Genomic DNA, 19686 nt, shown 5'->3' with positions numbered 1-19686 from the left:
GATTTTGCCAAGTTACAGCCTAGCGTATTTATTTTAAATTAAGCTTAAATTAACGATGAAAAAGTTGATAAAAATAACTTAACAACCATTATTCATTGAAGTTAACTTTATCACAACTCAACCAAGATAAAATAGCCTATATCGTGATGATTTTTTTGTAAGCTGGTATAAAAAACACTCACAACAGTTTGTGGTTATAATGCTGTTATTTAACGGTAAAATTTAGTTTGTGGGGGATTTGTTCATTATTTAGTTGTATATAAAGCAATTCATTGACTGTTAATTGTAAAGTTGCTTTTTTTACTGGTTTAACCCCTTCTTTTTATCCGGTTTTTGAATGGATTGTAAAAAAGTGCGCAATAAAAAAACACTGCTTGTTACGCTATTAAAGGTGAACTTTGGTTCAAAATATGACTATTATGAACAATAACAATAGGTGAACTGAGCTCGGTATTACCTTGAATAATAAAGAAATAGAGCTTCATAAGCTTGAGCATTAGGATTTTACAGTTTAAACATAATGAGAAAAATACAGTTTTTAATCAAAAGCTTAAGCATGTTTATTGCAGTATTAACTGTCATGATCAACCCTGTGCTGGCGAATGATAGCGCTACGTCAGACTCTACAACGCCTAAATCAAAACTCAGTATGAAACCCGCTGCAGTTGATTTAGAGCGCAAACAGCAGCAAAAGGCTTTGCTAACCTTATCACCAACTACTGCAGTAGCTGGTGATATTAACTTCACCGATTCGCCTGAAGAAAATACACTAAAAGAATCTAAACCAACTCTGACATCTCAGTCATCTAAACCAACTAAGCCATCTAAACCAACTAAGCAATATCACTATGTTGAAACAGTTAAGCCGCAAAAGCAGTTTTCGCAATCAGTAACAGAACACATCAAACCCAACAAAGTGGCTCAAGTACAGCTAGAGTCTGTAAAGCAAACTAAATCACAGCAAGTGCTATTAGCTCCGATAGTGGTGTTACCAACGCAAAATTCATCTACAAAGGATGTTGAAAGTCGATTGCAGTTAAAGCCGAAAAAGCAGCAAGTGCTTCATCCTTCTGTTGTTGCACTAGCAAGTGAATCACCAAAACCCATGTTGGTGTTACAACCTAAAGTCGTCGAAGCGCCAATTATTGAAGCGCCAATTCTTGAAACGAAAGTTATTGAAACTAAAGGTGTTCAACTTTCTCCGGCAACATCAGTGGTTTCTAAGCCTAAAAAAACTTGGGTTAAACCCAATAAAACGGCCTCTTTTTCTACAACAAATTTATCTCAAGGTAAAACCAAAGCGAAGCGTAAAATTTATCAATATGAGCAAGGTGGTATTACAACGTTTTCAAACATAGTGCCTGACTCTGTAGACTTTGAAGTGCTGCTTTATGATTGTTTTGCGTGTCAGGTCAACTCCCAGGTCGATTGGCATAGCATTCCATTATTTACTTTTAAACATGCCGACTTTGTTACCGATGCCGCTGAGCAGTTTCAATTAGATCCTGCGTTAATTCGTGCGGTCATTCATGCTGAGTCAGCCTTTAATGCCAAAGCTCGCTCAAAAGTGGGGGCTATTGGCCTAATGCAATTAATGCCTGCGACAGCAAAAGAATTAGGTGTTAGTGATGCCTTTGATATCAAACAAAATATTTGGGGCGGCAGTCAATATTTAGCTTACTTACTCAACCGGTTTGATAATGATATTGATCTTGCTTGCGCCGCTTATAACGCTGGCCCAACAACAGTAAGTAAATACCAAGGCATACCGCCTTATCCTGAAACACAAGCCTATGTAGAGCGAGTCAAAATATTACTAAAACGTTATCGCGCTGCACTGCAAAGTTAGAGGAAACTATGAAACCACAATTACAGTTAACTAAAACAGTTGCATCAGTTTTCGGACTGATGTCATTAATCAGTTTTGGAGCGAGCGCCGCGCCAGCACCTTCGCAAGAAGATCTTCGTTTATACGATATTGCCACTGCGCCAAAAGCCGAACGACTACATGATGATGTGGCTAAACTGGTGAGTTTTGGTACACGTCATACTTTGTCTGAAACTCAGTCAGATAGCCGTGGGATTGGTGCGGCAAGACGCTGGATTAAAGATGAGTTTGAGCGTATTTCTGCTGATTGTGGCGGTTGCCTTGAAGTGGTGATGGTAGGAGAAACCGTTAGCGGTAAACGTATTCCTGAACCCACTGAGGTGGTCAATGTATTTGCAATACAAAGAGGTAAAACAGATCCCAATCGTGTAGTGATGATGAGTGGTGATATTGACTCACGGGTTACTGACCCGATGGACTTTACTTCAGATTCACCAGGTGCGAACGATAATGCCTCGGGCGTGGCAGGTGCGTTAGAAGCTGCGCGCGTATTATCGCAATACCAATTTAATGGCACGATTGTTTATGCAGCGCTTTCAGGAGAAGAACAAGGCTTATATGGCGGCGATGTACTGATTAATTATGCTAATAAGCATGATTGGCAGGTTCAAGCTGTGTTGAATAACGACATGATCGGCAATATTGCTGGCATAAATGGCGTTATCAATAATTCAACCGTTAGAGTGTTTTCTGAAGGTGTGCGTATTGCTGAAACCAAAGAAGAAGCGAAAGAGCGTTATTTTAGTGGTGGCGAAAATGATTCTGCATCGCGTAATTTAGCTCGTAACATTAAATCTTTAGCAGATCAGTACATGACCAATTTAGATGTAATGCTGGTTTATCGTCTAGATCGTTTTGGCCGTGGTGGACACCACTTGCCCTTTAACAAAGCGGGTTTACCAGCGGTTAGAGTGATGGAAACCAATGAACATTACGACCGTCAACACCAAGACTTACGCACTGAAAATGGCATTGAATACGGCGATGTGATTGAAGGAGTCGATTTTGACTTTAATGCTAAGTTAACAGCATTAAATGCGATCAGTTTGGCTTCAATGGCATGGGCGCCTGCGCCGCCAACGGGGGTGAAGATTGAAGGCATTATGCAGCCAAACACTAAAATACAGTGGGATGCCATTAAAGATAAAGCTGTGGTGGGCTATCGTGTTTATTGGCGCTTAACCACAGAATCTGAATGGACTCTTAGCCGTTATGTTGGCAATGTGAGTGAATTTATACTAAAGAATATGGTCATAGATAATTATCTTTATGGCGTAGCTGCCGTGGGTAAAGACGGCAACACTAGCCCTGTGGTATTTCCTGGAGCGGCTGGTGCGTTTTAACAATATGATTTATTGAGGATAAATATGAAAAGGATATTCATCGCTAGTTTAGTATTGGTTATGTTATTTGGTATTAGTGGGTGCTCATCAATGACTGCAAAAAATGCGACCTGTGACTTTGTTCAGGGAGCGCATGACAGTGCTAAAGAACGTGAAGAGCGAGAAGCTAGGCCGGGGGCTACAGCATCTTTGAGTAAAAATAAAGATGCTCAAGAGGGGGTTATATCTGCTATTTTGGGCTCTATTTTTCGTTCGAGTGATGACGAATGCCAATTGAAACCTTATACAAGCTGATAAACTGAGTCGTGCTTATGCAAATATGACATGGTTTTTAATTGAGCTTAAACCATTAAAAGAGCGGTTTAAGCTCATCTAGTTGAAATTATTCTGGCACTTCTAATTTCACAACGGTTTTACCGCCACTTTTACCAAGACAGCGCTCTAAATAGTCTAAGGTTTCTTTAGCCGCGATATCTAATTTCCATGGTGGATTAATCACCCATAAGCCCGCTGCTGTCATGCCAAACACATTATTATCAGGAGTAATTGACTGTTCAATTCGCAGTTGATGCTTAATGCCACTGTCAGTCAAAATCTTTAGCATCGCTTCTGTTTGCGCTCTATCTACAACTGGATACCAAAGCATATAAACACCCGTTGCAAAACGTTTATGGGCTTTGATGATGGCATGAGCAACATCTTGATAGTCTGTTTTCATTTCATAGCTTGGGTCGATCAGCGCGACAGCACGGCGCTCTAGTGGTGGCACTGCAGCAATCAAACCTTTTAAACCATCACCTTTAATCACGCGAACATGTCGGTCGTTACTAAATTGCTCATCTAATGAAGCAAAGTCGGTGCCGTGTAATTCATGCAATACCATGCGATCTTTTTCGCGCATGTTCATGTCAACAAAAGCCGGTGAGCCTGGGTAAAACGCTAACTCTTCTTCACCTTGATTAAAGTGTTTTACATCTTCAATATACTGCTGCAAAGGTTCAGGTAAATCATCTCGTTCCCAAAGTTTGGCGACACCATCTAAGTATTCACCCGTTTTCTTCGAAAACTCATCAGTTAACGCATAACCTCCCGCGCCAGCATGGGAGTCAATATAGGCCATAGGCTTATCTTTTTTGTGCATCAATTTAAGCACTTGAAGCAGCATTGTGTGCTTGAGTACATCAGCATAATTGCCAGCGTGATAACCGTGACGATAACTTAACATGAGAGATCCCAACTTATTTGAACAGCAAAATGCTGTGTAATAGCTGCATTATAAGTTTTCTATGGCATCAGGTATAGGTATTCACTGCCGCAGGCTTTTGGCATAATAAACAGGAATCACTTTGACTGTCGGGATCCCTTTGCAAATACCTATCTTTTTTAATCAACAATATCCTTCTCTCATCGATATTACTGAGCGTTGGGGATTAGTGTGGGACAAAGAAGCGGATTTTGAGCTGCGTTTTGAACACAACACCTTGAGTTTACATAAACGCGACGAGCCAAAACTCGATGGGATCAGTGTTGATTTTGTCTCTGGTGCCGTTGCTCATCGACGTAAATTCGGTGGCGGTCGCGGTCAAACTATTGCAAAAGCAGTGGGACTTAAGCAAGGCGTGACGCCGACGGTAGTGGATGGCACTGCCGGTTTAGGCCGTGATGCGTTTGTGCTTGCCAGTTTAGGTTGCAAAGTGATTATGGTTGAGCGTCACCCTGTGGTGGCAGCATTACTTGAAGATGGTCTTCGCCGCGCCTATGAAGATGCTGAAATTGGTGAATGGATGCTTGCTCGCATGAGTTTATTCCATGGTTCAAGCATTGAGGCTTTAGCCGATGCAGCAGCGCAATCAGGTGAAGCAATCGATGTCGTCTATCTTGATCCTATGTATCCACATCGCGAGAAGTCGGCGTTAGTAAAAAAAGAAATGCGCGTGTTTCAAACCTTAGTGGGTGCAGACTTAGATGCTGACGGACTATTAAAGCCTGCTCAGGCACTGGCAACAAAACGTGTTGTGGTTAAGCGGCCTGACTATGCAGAAGATTTAGATGGGGTAAAACCTAGCATGGTATTAGCGCAGAAGAAAAACCGTTTTGATGTGTATGTAAAAGCTGCAATGAAATAGTTTAAACTGCAACCAACTGAGGCATTAATAAAGCTAAACAACTCTTTCCCTCAAAGTTAAGGGAAAGGTTGTGAATCGATGAGTTGTCAATCATGTTAGCTGCATTCATCAACGGAGATAAACAGTTAGCATGATGTTTAGCGCTCGCCTTGTACTTCAAATTCGTCGCTAGCGAGTCTAGCGCGTCCGTCTGCTTCAACAACCCAAAGTTCGCGATGTACAACACCAAAAGCTTTATTCATTGTCCATTGCGAGGTTAAAATATAGCCACTTTCGCCTTCAGCTTCCCAAGTCACTTGAGTGTAGTCAACTTGGTTAAAACCTTGGTCCATAATACCTTGCCAAAAAGCTTCAATAGCTTCGCGCCCTTCAAATACACCAAATGGACGTGCTGTCATAATGCAGTTTTGTTGATATTGAGCTGCACAAGCCTTGGCATCTTGATGGTTAAATGCGACTTGCCATGCAGCAATCCCTTTTTTGCATGCGGCTAATATTGCGTTGTCAGTGCCAGTAATCGTGTTATTTGTCATTTGAGGTTCCTTGATAAGCTGTTATTTCGTCATTGAGATCTAGATTAGTCTTATCATTAGCTCTGAAAAACAGCTATATTGATGTTCACTGTTAAGTTAAATAGAACAATAAATGTCTAGATTACGACAAATGTCAGTATTTGCTCATATTGTTGAGATGGGCTCGATTACCGCCGCAGCTGAAGCGTTAGAAGTATCAAAGTCAGTGGTAAGCCAGCATTTAAAATCCTTGGAAGCCTCTCTGGGCATCATATTGTTAAAACGCACCACTAGAAAGCAAGCTCTGACCGCTGCAGGTGAGCAGTTTTATCAACAATGTAAAACGATAAATCAGATCGCCAGTGACGCATGGCTCGAAGCTGAGGAAACAAAGAATGTGCCTCAAGGTAAAGTAAGAATAACGGCACCCAATGCGCTTATGGAAACCCTCGTTGCTCCTGCTATTACACAACTGTTAGTGCAATATCCTCAATTAAAACCAGAGTTAATTAGTCATGACCAACATTTGGATTTGGTAAATGAAGACATTGACTTAGCGATTCGAGTTGGCCAGTCACCATCAAGTAACTTGAAGCAAAAACGCATTGGCGAGTTTAGAGATGTACTTGTTGGCAACAAAACACTTATTGAATCAAAGGCGTGGCAAGTTTTACCCTATGTCGCCAATTCATGGCAAAGTAAAACTATTAGCCATCAATTTATCAATTCAGAAAAATTAATTTGGCATTATCAAGCACAAGCACACTGTATTGCTAACTCATTTCATACTTGCTTAGCGTTAATCCAATCAGGAAGCGGTATAGGAATAGTGCCAGATTTTTATTTTTCCAAGTCTGAACATGCGTTATGTGAAGTTTTTCTGGGGCAGAAATTAGCGTTAAATAGTGTCTATGGCTTACACCCCTTTGACAATAGAATGCCACTGAGTGTCAAAGTGTGCTTAGATGCCATTAGCCAGCAGTTAACCCTAGCGACCGCATAATGCCAAATAGCTTTTGATCTATGTACGATTAAGCAATTTACAAAAGCATTGCACATAAACATTGCACATAAGCATTGAGCATAAGCACTTCATATAAGCATTTAACATCTCTATTTGGCAGCATGTTAATACTGAAACACTCCAAAAATATTAAAATCAATCGAGGCTTACAATGAGGTCTAATGAAAGCCGAGTCTAGATATTTTTATTCATTCACGAGAGTCATATTTTTACGTTAGAAGCAGTAATTATTTTTGTTCCATATGTAACTATACGTCACAAATATTTCTTTAAATCAATATTCTACCTTTAATGGAATGCTATGTTGGCTTGAAATAGATATACTGCTAAAGGGTTAGTGGATTGAGATGGATAGGGATTTTAAATGAAGCAAAATTGGCGAGTATGGCTGTGTTGTGCCATTTTTGCATTCAGTGCAAGTGGAGTTGCAAATTCTCGTGATTTAAATTCTCGTGATATAAATTCTCATGATATAAACAGTCTAGATATATTAGAAGAGTCAGCTTTATCTGTTAGCCCTCAAGAAGGTATAGCGTTATTAGATCAGTTTGGTCTGGGAAATAACGGCTTGAAACCAGAGCAGCAAGCCAAAGTGTGGTTTCTCTATGGTCAATTATATGAAAAAGCTCGTGAATTGGATAAAGCCATTGCCAGTTATGACAAAGGCGTTGCATTAGTAAAGTATCTGCCAATTACTGATGTACTTATTGATAGTCATTTAGAAAAGTCCTTTGCTTTGTATTTACAAAGCAATGATCCTGCTGTGTATTGTGCCGATAGAAAACAAGCGCTTATTTATGCCCGCCAACATAACAACTCTGAACTACTCGCAAAAACCTTAACTCAAAATGCATTTTGTTACAGTGAGCCTGAAACTGTTTATCAAGGGATTGCCTTACTTGATGAAGCCATGCTGATTATTGATAAGAGTGAGAATCTCAATGTACATCGTAAAGCGATGATTTATAACGCAACAGGCAGTTTATATCGGAGCGTAGGCTTACATCAAAGAGGCTATGAAAATTTTGAAAAAGCGTATCAAACCTGGCAAAGCATTAATGACATTGAAGATATGTTTAACATGCAACATAACATGGTCAGCCAAGCGATTAAGTTAGCTGATTGGGACAAAGCGCGTAAGAGCATTGAAGCACAATTTGCCCTAGCAAATATGGTTGATGAAACCAAAGATTTACTGTTTTTTGCTCATTTAAATGCAGGACGTATTGCATTACGGACTCAAAATTATCAACAAGCTATATTCCATTTAGAAAATGCGGTTTCCTTAGAGCACACCACAAAAGAAAAGTATTTTATCTCCAGTAATTATTTGTATTTAGCCTTGGCCTATTTTAAAAGTGGCGATGCTAAAAAAGCTGCTGAAGCTGCAAGAACGTTTCGATTAAACAAGCGCTTTGCCGCCAATATGAAAGCAATGTTTCTAAAGGCCGATGCCATTATCGCACTGGATGAAAATAAGCCTGTTATCGCGGCAAGTAAACTGTTTGAAGTTATTGATATAGAGAGAAAAGTTAATCAAAGTGTTATCGATAACAAAGTGGTGAGTAATTCGCTGGAGCATAATTCAAAAATTGCCGATTTTGAGAATGAATTACTGGCAAATAAGTTAGCCATCAATGAATTGAATTGGGCATCAGTAAAAGATAAAGAACGTATCAATGAGCTTAAAATGAGCTTGTTCATCGTCATTCTGGTTGTTCTAGCTAGCATAGTATTGTTTTTACTTTTTTCGAGAAAATCTTTAAAAGTAAGGGCGCAAACCGATTTTTTAACGGGGCTTGCAAACCGTGGTCATACTTTTCAAATCGGTCAAAAAATCGTAGAAAAAGCCTGGAAGAAGCACCAACCTGTCGCTGTGATTATTTTTGATATCGACAACTTTAAATCGATCAATGACCAATATGGTCACCATATTGGTGATTTAGCGATTGATGCAGCCGCTAAACGAGCAAAAAGCTGGCTTAAAAAGCATGATCTCGTAGGACGTATTGGTGGCGAAGAGTTTTTAATCATTCTTGAAAATACCAATAAAGAAGAAGCATTTAACATTGCAGACCGATTACGCAATGGAATAGCATCTCAATCATTTCAATTTGATGATGAGACTGTCGAGTTCACCGTGAGCCTAGGAGTTGCAGTGCTAAGCGACAGCCATACAGCACTAACGACATTAGTTAAACAGGCAGATGATGCGCTTTACCAAGCCAAATTTTCAGGAAGAAATAAAGTTTACCTTGCTGAATGCGCTTAAAGTAAACTGTTGTTTTTCTTTCTGAGCATTAAAAATTTATTAAATAGCCTAGCAATTCAAGCTTTGGGGCCGCATAAGTTTACCTCGTTTATTATTTAAAAGATGATGATTAAAGTGGCTCTCTCTGAGCAACTCAATGACCAAGTTTTGCACCCTATTGGTGCGTAAGTTGTTTTAAAACCTCGCAACAATGCCCTTAATTACCTCAAAAGCAGTATTTGTTTTGCAAATATCACTCAATAATTTATTGATTACTTTCAATGGTTAAAGCCTCTGTCTGTTCCAATTTAGTGCAGCCTATTACGATCTGGCATATAACCTGAAACGTTTTAAACAGAGATATTTTTTGTTTGCGAACGGAAGGGAATAAATATGACGACAAGACCGCTTATTTTTACCGACATGGATGGCACGTTACTGGATCATTACGATTATAGCTTTTCGAGTGCAATCGGGGTGATTGAGGCTTTGGTAGAAAAACAAATTCCCATCATTGCTAATACCAGTAAAACCTTTGCTGAAATGGAAAAAATCCAACAGACAATTGGTTTCAATTCTCCTTTTATTTCTGAAAATGGCGCGGTGGTTTATATCCCCATCGGCTATTTTGATACCCAACCTGCTGACACAATTACCCAAGGTTACTATTGGGTAAAAGAGTTTTGTGAACCCCGCGAACATTGGCTACAGCTATTAGATTCAAAGGCGAGTGATTTTGCCAGCGACTATATTGGCTTTTCAACTTTAACTGCAGAAGAGTTATGTGAGTTTACTGATTTATCAGCTGAAAAGGCGACCTTAGCCTTAGTGAGACATTATTCCGAGCCTGTACTTTGGACGGCCGATGAAAGCCGAAAAAGAGCCTTCATAGAACATATGAACAGCCTTGGAGCGAATATGCTTCAAGGAGGTCGTTTTTTACATGTGGGCGGTCATACAGATAAAGGTCGCGCAATGGATTGGCTTGCGCAAGTGTATGCAGACAAGTATCAAACCAGCGTGCAAACCATCGCCCTAGGCGACAGTGGTAATGACAGCGCCATGTTAGAGGCCGCTGATGTGGCAATTCAAATTAAGTCACCCACTCATACTTTTCCAAAAATCATCACAGACAACAAAACCATGCAGAGCAAGCATTATGGCCCTAAAGGTTGGGCTGAATGTTTGCAGGCCTTGTTATTAGAGTCATCGACATCCACACCATCATTCACACTTGAGGAGGCATAACATGGCCGATTTTTACCAAAATGGCATTGTTACTACGCTACATAACTTAACTCAGCGTACCCATGATGAAATGGAAAAGGACTTACTCAAGTTTTCTAAAACCCGTCCTTTAGGCTTGATCTTGCCTTCATTATATTCAGAGCTTGAAGGCGAAGCCTTACCGCAGATAATCAGTAAGTTAAAAGAAGTACCCTATCTCAGTGAGATTGTTATTGGGCTTGATAGGGCTGATAAAGAGCAATATAAGCAAGCGCTTGGTTTCTTTAATCAACTGCCGCAACATCATCGAGTATTGTGGAATGATGGCCCTAGATTGCAGGCATTAGATGCCAAACTGAGTAAGTTAGGTTTAGCACCAAAAGAACTCGGTAAAGGACGAAATGTCTGGTATTGCATGGGTTACACCTTAGCGTCTGGTAAAACGGAATCGGTGGCACTGCATGATTGCGATATTGTCACTTATGAAAAATCATTACTTGCTCGTCTGTTATACCCAGTGGCCAATCCACAGTTTAATTACGAATTTAGTAAAGGTTTTTATGCCCGTATGTCGGATGGGAAAATCAATGGCCGCGTATCACGATTACTAGTGACCCCATTGATTAAGGCGCTTCAGAGGGTTTTAGGACACAATGAATATCTAGAATATATGGACAGTTTTCGTTACCCATTGGCGGGTGAGTTTTCATTTCGCCGTGACGTATTAAACGATCTGCGTATTCCTAGCGATTGGGGTCTTGAAATTGGTGTACTCAGTGAAATGCACCGTAACTATGCTCATAACCGTATTTGTCAGGTGGATATTGCGGATAATTATGATCATAAGCATCAGGATTTATCCTTAGATAATGCTGAGGCTGGCTTATCTAAAATGTCGATTGATATCACTAAGGCTTTTTTTAGAAAGTTGGCAACCCAAGGGGAAACCTTTAATACAGAAGCCTTTAGAACCTTAAAAGCCACTTACTACCGTATCGCACTCGATTACGTAGAAACCTATCATAATGATGCGTTGATGAATGGGCTCACTACTGATATTCATACTGAAGAAAAAGCAGTAGAAATGTTCACCCAAAATATTGTCACAGCAGGGCAACGCTTTTTAGATAATCCGATGGAAACGCCGTTCATGCCAACGTGGAGCCGCGTGATTAGCGCAATGCCGGATGTACTCGAACAGCTTAAAGCCGCTGTCGAAGCAGATAACGCCGAGTTCATGTAAGTTATGAGTGTTGGGTTTTCTGGTCTATGGTTTTCACTGCAAAGTCCTTAAACGATTTAGTACTCAGATTAAGTACCTAGGTTTAGTACTTAGATTTAGTGCTTAGATTTAGCGCTTAGATTTAGTCGCTAAAGCCGCTGGCTTCAAGGGCTTGGTAGTGAGTAGAAATGACTCAGGTTAGAAGAAAGACAAATGACAGAATTAGAATGTTTAAAACACAAGCTTACACAGCAACTTGATAGCATCTATAAAGATGTTGAATTAGCGCTTGAAAGCGATGAGATCGCTGATGCTTTAATTGATGCAATGCGTATCGAGCAAGGTGGATTTACCCCGAAACCGTTTAGTAATCATTGGTCAGAACAAGATGTGGTGATGATTACCTACGGTGACAGCATCATGTGTCCGAATCAAAATCCGCTCGCGACCTTATCTGAATTTATGGACACTCATCTTGAGTGCATTAATTCGGTGCATATATTGCCGTTTTTTCCGTTTAGCTCCGACGATGGTTTTGCTGTTATCGATTATTCCAGTGTCAATGATGGCTTAGGGGACTGGTCTGATATTGAGACCATTGCTGCAAAACGCAGGTTGATGTCAGATTTAGTGATAAACCATTGCTCTAGCCGAAGTGCATGGTTTCAAAACTTCATTAAAGGTGAAGGAGTCGGTCACGATTACTTTTTTACTGCCAATGTCGAAGATGACTTGGCAGAAGTCGTGCGCCCAAGAACCTCTGATTTACTCAGGCCGACACAAACCAGTAAAGGCTTGCAGCATGTGTGGTGTACGTTCAGCCATGACCAAGTCGATTTTGATTTTAGAAACCCACAAGTCTTGTTGGAATTTGTGCGGATTATTCGTCAGTATCTTGATGCTGGAGTGAATATTTTCCGCTTAGATGCAGTCGCTTTTTTATGGAAAATCGTTGGCACCAAATCCATTAATTTGCCGCAAACCCATGAAGTTATCCGCCTGCTGCGCACGCTTATCGAGCACGCACAACATGATGCAGTCGTTATCACTGAAACGAATATTCCTAATACTCAAAACTTGACCTATTTTGGTAATGCTAACGAAGCCCACTGTATTTATAACTTCTCTTTGCCGCCGTTACTTATCAATACTTTGATTACAGGTAGTTGTTTGTATTTAAAGCGTTGGCAAATGAGTATGCCACCAGCGCAAGACGGTACCACTTATTTCAATTTTATTGCTTCTCATGACGGCGTTGGTTTACGCCCAGTGGAAGGGATATTGGAAGATGAAGAGATCAAGGTGTTGGTGGACACCATGACCTTATTTGGTGGCAAAATTTCCAGCCGAACCAGCGAAGATGGCCAGAAAAAACCTTATGAAATGAACATAGCGTTAATTGACGCGCTGCAAGGGACGACAAAGGGTAAAGATCCGTTTGGTTTGGCGCGATTTACCTGTGCCCATGCAATTATGTTAGGGCTGGAAGGTATCCCTGGTATTTATATTCACAGTCTACTCGGTACTGGCAATGATTATGAAAAGCTCGCTAACACCTCTCATAATCGTTCTATCAATCGTCACCGCTGGGATTGTCAGGCGCTTAATGGTTTATTAGCTGATGAAAATAATGTTCACAGTAAGGTGTTAGCGTCATTAACTAAACTGATCAGCATTCGAACGAGTCAAAAAGCATTTAACCCTAATGCGACTCAATTTACCTTGCATTTAGGCTTACAGTTATTTGGTTTTTGGCGTCAAAGCCGCGATCGAAGACAAAGTGTTTTTTGTATCAGTAACATCACCGATCAACCGATGGACTTACCCTTAGCCGAGCTTAATTTAATTGGCACAGAAACCTGGTTTGATTTGATTGATGGTGAAGTGATTAATGACATTACTGCAACGCAATTATTAGAGCCTTATCAAACCGTTTGGATCAGTAATGTGGCGTAATATCAGTTAAATAAATTTTGGATATTTAAACAAAAAACCAGCATGATTGCTGGTTTTTTTATTAGTTTAGTTAGTGAAGTACTCATTTAATTAATACTAAACACTATGGCATTGATGTGTAGACGCTGCTATTTTTCAGCAAGCGTGTACTGCTTCAAAATATCATCAAGCCCAACAGACGATTGGGTTAAATTGGCTGCAAGTGCTACTGAGCGGTGAGCGGTTTCTCTAATGGTTTCTGCTTGGCCGCGAATATCGTTTAGCTGACCTGCAATATCACGTGATGCCGCGCTTTGTTCTTCAGATGACGCTGCTATTTGTGAACTCATATCAAACACACTACTAATTGAAGTCACCATACTATCCACATCATGACCCACTGACTCAATTGCACTTCTACCTTGATCTGCTTGAGATACAATATCCGTGGTGATATGCGATAAGGTATTGGTGTCTTTTTGTAGCCCTTCAATCATGGTTTGAATTTCAACTGTGGCTTGCTGGGTGCGACTTGCCAGGGTTCGCACTTCATCTGCTACCACTGCAAACCCTCGACCTTGTTCACCGGCTCGCGCTGCTTCGATAGCCGCGTTGAGCGCCAGTAAATTTGTTTGCTCTGAAATACTATTAATCGTGGTCACTACAGCACCAATATTGGCTGCCGCTTGAGATAACTCGCCTACCGAGGTTGAAGCTTCTGAGATTCGACTGGTTAGGGTACCAATACGATTAACTGCTTCAGCAATTTGCGCTTGGCTATTACTGGCTTGCGATGCGTTTTCTTGGCTTTGTTCTGACGTGCTGCTGGCATTTTGAGATACATCTTCAATAGCCGCTGTCATTTGCGTCATCGCGACGGATACCGTATCTAAAAATTCGTGTTGATACTGGGTTAGTTCTTCACTTTGATTAGCTTGCTGATTAAATTCATTCGCCGCTTCAGACAGCGTTTGCGCATTAGCAGCAATTGCGGTGACCATTTCACTCATATTATCGGCGCTACGATCAATTTCACGGGCGATTAAGCTGAAATCATCAGTACCAAAAAAGTTAAGCCGTTGACTGAGGTCGCCGTCAGCAAGGCGTTTGATGGCAACATACATGTCCCATAATCCGCCACCGAGAGAGGTTGAAGTCCAATAGCACACTAAGTACAGCGGCAGTAAACCGATAAAGGCGAATAAGAGTGAGCTACTGGCGCTTGAGAGTGCATCGGCTTCTTGTTTAGCGACATTAACAGTGATGACTAATGCTTGGTTATTAATCGGGGCACTCACTGTGACATTGTCACCACTGCGGCGTGGTTGCATTAACGAGCCTATAGACGCATTGAGTTGTTGCGCATATTGAGATAGCTCTTGGCCTTCAAGGGATTGCAGTTGAGCGCTTTCGGCCAGTGCATTGACTCTTGATTGGACTGATTGCTCTGAGGCAGATTTGATGTTTGCGGTGGTATTAAAGTAAGTACTAAGGGCCACCGTCGCGGTAATCAGGGTGACTAAAGTGCAAATTACCCAAAATTTACCATTTAAGCTTAACTTGATCAGTATGGCATCGACTTTGCGAAAATTGATTTGTTTCATCTTAAATATTCCTTTACCAAAGCCAAACTTGAGCAGTAACTTCGTCTGTTAAACTCACGATAATTTATTCTAGTTGAATCTGAATTATCTATGGTTTAGTTAGCAGTATGAGCCCATGTTCAGGTTATTAATGTTCAGCTTTTCGGTAATATATTGTTGAGTCATATATTGTGAATCATGTAACAAGGCATGGTAACGCCAATGAATAGCAATTAATTCGAGAGAGATCCCAGTATGCGTGTTTTATGTTTATGGCATAACGCGAATTCAGCTTAATCATCTAGTGAATGCAGTTCTCTACAGTCAACTTGTATCGGCTAAATTTTAAAATAGTTTAATCAGTTTACTTGATCATACTCACAAATTAACTGGCTGTTTAATACTGACATCATCGTTGGCGTGCTTAAGATTCAAAGGGGCAATTACAGCCAACTTTTTACTATGTTCAAGTGAGTTAGCATCGAAAGCTTGAATCTGATTTCTCCCAGCCGCTTTAGCAGTGTATAGGGCAATGTCAGCATGCTTAAAAGCTAAGGTGGCATCATCTTGTACTTTCGAAATTCCACCACTCACAGTAAATTGCATCAATTCACTGTTAGCGATCATTTGTTTTAAGCGGTTAAGTACAGCCTCCGCTTGTTCAAGAGAAGTATGAGGCATCAAAATGGCAAATTCTTCCCCGCCAATACGCGCAATAATGTCAGTTTCTCGGCATTGCGAAGTTAGAAAACTGGCTAAGTTTTTAAGCGCTACATCACCAACATCGTGACCATATTGGTCATTAATTTTTTTAAAAAAATCAATATCAATAATTCCTAAGCAGGCTTGATAATTACTATAGCGCTTAGTGAATATGTTAAGTTTAGTCAGTTCATCATCAAACTTTCTTCGATTCCATAAGCCTGTTAATGGGTCAGACTCACTCTGATTTCTAAGGGTTTCTTCCAACTGCTTTCGCTGAGTAATATCAGTAAACGTAACCACATATTTTTTCACGCTGCTAAAACTATTTCTGAGTACTTGAATGCGTACCATCAAGGCGTATTCACTGCCTGACTTATTGGTTCCCATGACTTCACCTTGCCAATTATCTGCTTGTAAATGACGTTGAATTGCGACCATTTCCGTTTGGGAAAACTTCAGGTTTAACTTAGCCAGTGACTCGCCGATTAATTCATTAGCAGTAAAGCCTGAAACCCTCACAAATACTTGATTTGTTTTGACTAACTTAAAGCGCTTATCGGTAATAATGACACCGGCAATGCCATTAAAGGCAGCTTCCATGAGTTGCTGATTCATTTGATTATTTTCATGGCTGTTATAAATTTTGAAGAGATAGCTGCAAAATCCTAGTAAGAGCAATAGCAGCAAAATAGCCTTAGTTAGTAGGTTTTGTTTTTGTTCGGTGACATACGCAGAACTTGTCGGCGACGAAATAAGAATATATTTCCCTAATGGTGCATAAACGGCACTGAGTCCTAGCTCTGTATAAGAGTAAACCATGCTATCGATGGTTAAACGTCCTTCATCTGAAGACAATATTTGTTGCCATAAAACAGCAAAATCATTGGCAAGATTATGCTGTTCATCCGTGCTAAATAAATGGCCTAAGACTTCAGATGGCTTGTCACTGGCGAGTAAGTTGCCGTTTTCGTCAATGAACCGCGTTATAAAGGTGTCGCTTTGCATTTCTTCAATGGCATTAAGGATGTTATTCACACTGAGGTTGATGACGATATAGCCTTGACGTGCATTGAGGTGATAAACAGGCATGATGATCCGTAAACTGGTTTGGATTGGCTTCATTAGTTGGCCGTTTTCAGTTTCAATATCAACAGGCCAGGTTCCTATTTCGCCTTGTTTAAGTGCTTGTGCATGCTGAAAATAAGGGCGTTTTGACTTATCTTCTAATTGAGAGGCAGGAATGCGCTCGATATTGTTTTGCTTATTATTGACCCTGATGAGCTCAATACCTGAAGCATCCAAATAGCGAATGTGTGAGTAAACATTTTCATTTTTAACAATGAAATAAAACATGTTTTCTAGTGCAGTGCGATTTCTGCTGCTTGGCGTTTGGCTGAATAACTCAATCTGTGGGCTGGTGGATATTTTTTTGATGATGTCGTCAACTTCTTCAATCACATCTGATAAGCGTTGAGATGAGAAAGCCAAACGTTGCTTATGACTGTCATTAATTCGAGTCAACTGATCGGATGTAATCCGTTGATATTGGCTGAATACGTATAAAGATAAACTTATCGCAAAGAACAGCACTGTGCTAAAAATAAGCTTGAATACACGGATATTCTTATTTCGCAGGGTGTTATGCATAGGTCTTTGCTCACTTGTTTGGCTATGAAATTAGGGTTACCAATCTCTTCAGCTGCTACTTTATATGGGCCAAGAAACCGATAGTTACCTTTATGTGCCAAAGCAAGTTTGAGTATCAATGTTTTAAACTGATGGCATTTTACTGAGCAGATAAAATATTAACTAAGGCAATGTTTTTAAATGATTAATAAATTAAATTAAATTGAAATTTAAGCGCTGGAACTATTGCGGAACATGCTTATGCTGGTTAATCTAACTGCAGAACATATTGTTAGTCGAATAGTGAAGGATTGCTATTGAGTCAGTGAAAAGGAGCTTTCAAGTTTTTTCTTCACGCCTTTCTATATCCTCCTGTAACAAACTATTCCTAATATGCCTTCAATAACAATAATTTAATTATTTTTTAAAACAGCATAAAGCGAATGAAAAAGGATTCAACATGAGCGAAGAAACAAGTTTACAAGTCGAAGAAATTAACCAAGATTCTAAAAACCTAGCGCTACTTTGCTGGATTGGCACCATCTTTTTTGGTTTTATCCCTGGTTTAGTTTTATATCTGGTGAAAACTGATGATGAGTTTGTCCGTGAGCAAGCAAAAGAGTCATTAAACTTATCGATTACGGTCATTATTGGTTACTTCATTTCAAGCCTGCTATTTATCATTGTCATTGGCATGTTAACTATGTTTGCTGTAGGTATTTTTAATCTAGTATTTTGTATTTTAGGTGCAATTGCAGCCTCTAAAGGTGACAGCATCAAAGTGCCTTATATTTTACGTTTAGTTAAGTAAATCAGAGTAAATTCATAGTGCTTGAACATCAGCATGGTGCAGTTATGCCATGCTGGTTAAGCGCCGCACTTAAAAGGAATATTAAGTGGAAACAAATGTTTTTGACCGTAGGCATACCACGGATAATATTATCAGTGGTCCGCTGTATAATTTGGTCATAGGTTTAACCCTTTGTTGGGGTTTTGGCGTGAACTGGTGGATGGTAACGAACATCTCCCCAGAAGCCATTGCTTCAGTTAATTCTTGGGTGTTTTTTATTGGCTATTTTGCTTCATGTTTTCTCGGTATTTACCTGTTTTCATCGTCTGATAAACCGATTGTGAGTTTTATTGGCTACAACTTTGTTGTGGTGCCGTTTGGTTTTATCATCAATTTAGTCGTCAGTCAGTATGATGCAGCTTTAGTGTCTGAAGCGATTAGAATTACTGGCTTGGTCACCATTGGCATGATGTGTTTAGGCACATTGTTTCCCGCTTTTTTCAGTAAAATTGCCGGTGCGCTGACGATTGCACTCTTGCTGGTTATCGTGGTTGAACTGATTGAAATCTATGTATTTGGTATTCATCACGGCATATTAGATTGGATAGTAGTGCTGATTTTTTGTGGTTATATTGGTTATGACTGGGGTCGTGCTAATCAAATACCAAAAACCGTCGATAATGCTATCGACAGTGCTGCAGCGCTCTACATGGATATTATTAACTTGTTCCTGCGGATTTTACGGATTTTAGGTCGAAAATAATTTGCCTGTTATCGATATTCATTAAGGGCTGCAAGGCCCTTTTTTATGGGCTATCGAAAATATAAATGGGTGTTCGCTAAGGAAATGATGACTCAAAGTGGCGTGTCACAGAATGATATGCAGGAGAATAGTTTGCAGGATAACGAGATGAAATTGATTAAACCTTGTATGCAGTATCAGGCAAGCTATTTGGCTTACATTATTGAACTAGCTGATGAAGAACGTTACCCATTTCCGCTTGATTTTGACTGTGATGATTTTGCGGCAATGCTACAAAAAAATCAGGATTTTGCTGATGGGGTTAATTTGCCTCAAGGCTATGTTGCCAGCGAAACCTATTGGCTAATCGACGGAGTAGACTTAATCGGTGTAGCCAATTTACGCTTAACCCTTAGTGACAACATAAGGCACTGTGGTGGTCATATTGGTATGGGGATCAGACCGAGTTATCGGGGTAAAGGTTTAGGGGCTAAATTGATGGCGCAAACTATCGCATTGGCAAAGGGTAAGGGCATGAATGAACTGCACATTCATTGCCATAAGCACAATCAGGCGTCAGCGAAAATGATCATCGCCAATGGCGGGATATTGCACTCAGAAATAGAGATAGTGACAGACAATGGCAATCAATCTAATAACGCTGTAGCAATAGTACAGCGCTATCGGGTTTGTAAATGAAACTAAAACTGCT

Annotated in this window: 16 protein-coding genes; 12 read left to right on the top strand and 4 right to left on the bottom strand. The window is 40.2% G+C overall.

The window, feature by feature from the left end:
* Nucleotides 1–556 precede the first annotated feature (556 nt).
* Genes L2737_RS18630 through L2737_RS18620 form a run of 3 tightly spaced genes read left to right on the top strand, consistent with a single transcriptional unit; the run spans nucleotide 557 to nucleotide 3525 of the window.
* Entirely contained in the window at nucleotides 557–1849 is a 1293-nt protein-coding gene (locus L2737_RS18630) for a lytic transglycosylase domain-containing protein (protein ID WP_248956731.1), read from the top strand.
* 8 nt (nucleotides 1850–1857) lie between these two features.
* The gene (locus tag L2737_RS18625) at nucleotides 1858–3231 is read left to right on the top strand and encodes a M28 family peptidase (RefSeq protein ID WP_428848409.1); all 1374 of its coding nucleotides are present in this window, start codon (nucleotides 1858–1860) and stop codon (nucleotides 3229–3231) included.
* A gap of 24 nt (nucleotides 3232–3255) precedes the next feature.
* Nucleotides 3256–3525: a YgdI/YgdR family lipoprotein gene (locus tag L2737_RS18620; RefSeq protein ID WP_248956730.1), complete on the top strand. Its 270-nt coding sequence runs from the start codon at nucleotides 3256–3258 to the stop codon at nucleotides 3523–3525.
* 88 nt (nucleotides 3526–3613) lie between these two features.
* Here the strand turns inward: L2737_RS18620 and L2737_RS18615 are convergent, their stop codons facing one another.
* Nucleotides 3614–4456 carry a 23S rRNA (adenine(2030)-N(6))-methyltransferase RlmJ gene (locus tag L2737_RS18615; RefSeq protein ID WP_102526976.1) on the bottom strand — a complete coding sequence of 281 codons (843 nt, stop codon included), beginning with the start codon at nucleotides 4454–4456 and terminating at the stop codon, nucleotides 3614–3616.
* 139 nt (nucleotides 4457–4595) lie between these two features.
* Between L2737_RS18615 and L2737_RS18610 the strand changes: the two genes are divergently transcribed.
* On the top strand, nucleotides 4596–5357 hold the full coding sequence (locus L2737_RS18610) for a class I SAM-dependent methyltransferase (protein ID WP_267869166.1): 762 nt from the start codon (nucleotides 4596–4598) through the stop codon (nucleotides 5355–5357).
* Between the two features lie 137 nt (nucleotides 5358–5494).
* On the opposite strand, the gene L2737_RS18605 is transcribed toward L2737_RS18610, so the two are convergent.
* Complete coding sequence (locus tag L2737_RS18605) at nucleotides 5495–5890, bottom strand: YybH family protein (RefSeq protein WP_248956729.1); 396 nt, start codon at nucleotides 5888–5890, stop codon at nucleotides 5495–5497.
* A 112-nt stretch (nucleotides 5891–6002) separates the two neighbouring features.
* Between L2737_RS18605 and L2737_RS18600 the strand changes: the two genes are divergently transcribed.
* From L2737_RS18600 to L2737_RS18580, 5 genes are all read left to right on the top strand, one after another.
* On the top strand, nucleotides 6003–6872 hold the full coding sequence (locus L2737_RS18600; protein ID WP_248956728.1) for a LysR family transcriptional regulator: 870 nt from the start codon (nucleotides 6003–6005) through the stop codon (nucleotides 6870–6872).
* Nucleotides 6873–7257: 385 nt separating this feature from the next.
* Nucleotides 7258–9165 (top strand): GGDEF domain-containing protein, encoded by a 1908-nt coding sequence (locus L2737_RS18595; RefSeq protein ID WP_248956727.1) that lies wholly within the window; start codon nucleotides 7258–7260, stop codon nucleotides 9163–9165.
* A gap of 372 nt (nucleotides 9166–9537) precedes the next feature.
* Nucleotides 9538–10392 carry an HAD-IIB family hydrolase gene (locus tag L2737_RS18590; RefSeq protein ID WP_248956726.1) on the top strand — a complete coding sequence of 285 codons (855 nt, stop codon included), beginning with the start codon at nucleotides 9538–9540 and terminating at the stop codon, nucleotides 10390–10392.
* 1 nt (nucleotide 10393) lies between these two features.
* Entirely contained in the window at nucleotides 10394–11614 is a 1221-nt protein-coding gene (locus L2737_RS18585; RefSeq protein WP_102526971.1) for a glycosyltransferase family protein, read from the top strand.
* Between the two features lie 192 nt (nucleotides 11615–11806).
* Nucleotides 11807–13549: a sugar phosphorylase gene (locus L2737_RS18580; protein WP_248956725.1), complete on the top strand. Its 1743-nt coding sequence runs from the start codon at nucleotides 11807–11809 to the stop codon at nucleotides 13547–13549.
* Between the two features lie 128 nt (nucleotides 13550–13677).
* Here the strand turns inward: L2737_RS18580 and L2737_RS18575 are convergent, their stop codons facing one another.
* Both L2737_RS18575 and L2737_RS18570 read right to left on the bottom strand, forming a co-directional pair.
* A complete protein-coding gene (locus tag L2737_RS18575; protein ID WP_248956724.1) occupies nucleotides 13678–15132 on the bottom strand; it encodes a methyl-accepting chemotaxis protein in 1455 nt (484 codons plus the stop codon).
* A 357-nt stretch (nucleotides 15133–15489) separates the two neighbouring features.
* On the bottom strand, nucleotides 15490–17463 hold the full coding sequence (locus L2737_RS18570) for a sensor domain-containing diguanylate cyclase (RefSeq protein ID WP_248956723.1): 1974 nt from the start codon (nucleotides 17461–17463) through the stop codon (nucleotides 15490–15492).
* A gap of 439 nt (nucleotides 17464–17902) precedes the next feature.
* On the opposite strand from L2737_RS18570, the gene L2737_RS18565 reads away from it, so the two are divergent.
* The 3 genes from L2737_RS18565 (at nucleotide 17903) to L2737_RS18555 (ending at nucleotide 19673) form a co-directional block, all read left to right on the top strand.
* Entirely contained in the window at nucleotides 17903–18253 is a 351-nt protein-coding gene (locus L2737_RS18565) for a DUF4870 domain-containing protein (RefSeq protein WP_229370595.1), read from the top strand.
* 85 nt (nucleotides 18254–18338) lie between these two features.
* On the top strand, nucleotides 18339–18995 hold the full coding sequence (locus L2737_RS18560; RefSeq protein ID WP_102529618.1) for a Bax inhibitor-1 family protein: 657 nt from the start codon (nucleotides 18339–18341) through the stop codon (nucleotides 18993–18995).
* A gap of 45 nt (nucleotides 18996–19040) precedes the next feature.
* Nucleotides 19041–19673, top strand: a complete 633-nt coding sequence (locus L2737_RS18555) for a GNAT family N-acetyltransferase (protein WP_248956722.1) — start codon at nucleotides 19041–19043, stop codon at nucleotides 19671–19673.
* Nucleotides 19674–19686 lie beyond the last annotated feature (13 nt).

The organism is Shewanella electrodiphila (assembly GCF_023283985.1).
GTDB classification, from domain to species: domain Bacteria; phylum Pseudomonadota; class Gammaproteobacteria; order Enterobacterales; family Shewanellaceae; genus Shewanella; species Shewanella electrodiphila.
The sequence above is the reverse complement of the archived record's forward strand: the minus strand, read 5'-3'. Positions and strand labels throughout refer to the sequence as shown.

Excerpts from the sequence above, each read along its gene's own strand:
- L2737_RS18630 (WP_248956731.1), top strand. The coding sequence starts at position 557 with ATGTTTATTGCAGTATTAACTGTCATGATCAACCCTGTGCTGGCGAAT.
- L2737_RS18625 (WP_428848409.1), top strand. The coding sequence starts at position 1,858 with ATGAAACCACAATTACAGTTAACTAAAACAGTTGCATCAGTTTTCGGA.
- L2737_RS18620 (WP_248956730.1), top strand. The coding sequence starts at position 3,256 with ATGAAAAGGATATTCATCGCTAGTTTAGTATTGGTTATGTTATTTGGT.
- L2737_RS18615 (WP_102526976.1), bottom strand. The coding sequence starts at position 4,456 with ATGTTAAGTTATCGTCACGGTTATCACGCTGGCAATTATGCTGATGTA.
- L2737_RS18605 (WP_248956729.1), bottom strand. The coding sequence starts at position 5,890 with ATGACAAATAACACGATTACTGGCACTGACAACGCAATATTAGCCGCA.
- L2737_RS18600 (WP_248956728.1), top strand. The coding sequence starts at position 6,003 with ATGTCTAGATTACGACAAATGTCAGTATTTGCTCATATTGTTGAGATG.
- L2737_RS18595 (WP_248956727.1), top strand. The coding sequence starts at position 7,258 with ATGAAGCAAAATTGGCGAGTATGGCTGTGTTGTGCCATTTTTGCATTC.
- L2737_RS18590 (WP_248956726.1), top strand. The coding sequence starts at position 9,538 with ATGACGACAAGACCGCTTATTTTTACCGACATGGATGGCACGTTACTG.
- L2737_RS18585 (WP_102526971.1), top strand. The coding sequence starts at position 10,394 with ATGGCCGATTTTTACCAAAATGGCATTGTTACTACGCTACATAACTTA.
- L2737_RS18580 (WP_248956725.1), top strand. The coding sequence starts at position 11,807 with ATGACAGAATTAGAATGTTTAAAACACAAGCTTACACAGCAACTTGAT.
- L2737_RS18575 (WP_248956724.1), bottom strand. The coding sequence starts at position 15,132 with ATGAAACAAATCAATTTTCGCAAAGTCGATGCCATACTGATCAAGTTA.
- L2737_RS18570 (WP_248956723.1), bottom strand. The coding sequence starts at position 17,463 with ATGCATAACACCCTGCGAAATAAGAATATCCGTGTATTCAAGCTTATT.
- L2737_RS18565 (WP_229370595.1), top strand. The coding sequence starts at position 17,903 with ATGAGCGAAGAAACAAGTTTACAAGTCGAAGAAATTAACCAAGATTCT.
- L2737_RS18555 (WP_248956722.1), top strand. The coding sequence starts at position 19,041 with ATGGGCTATCGAAAATATAAATGGGTGTTCGCTAAGGAAATGATGACT.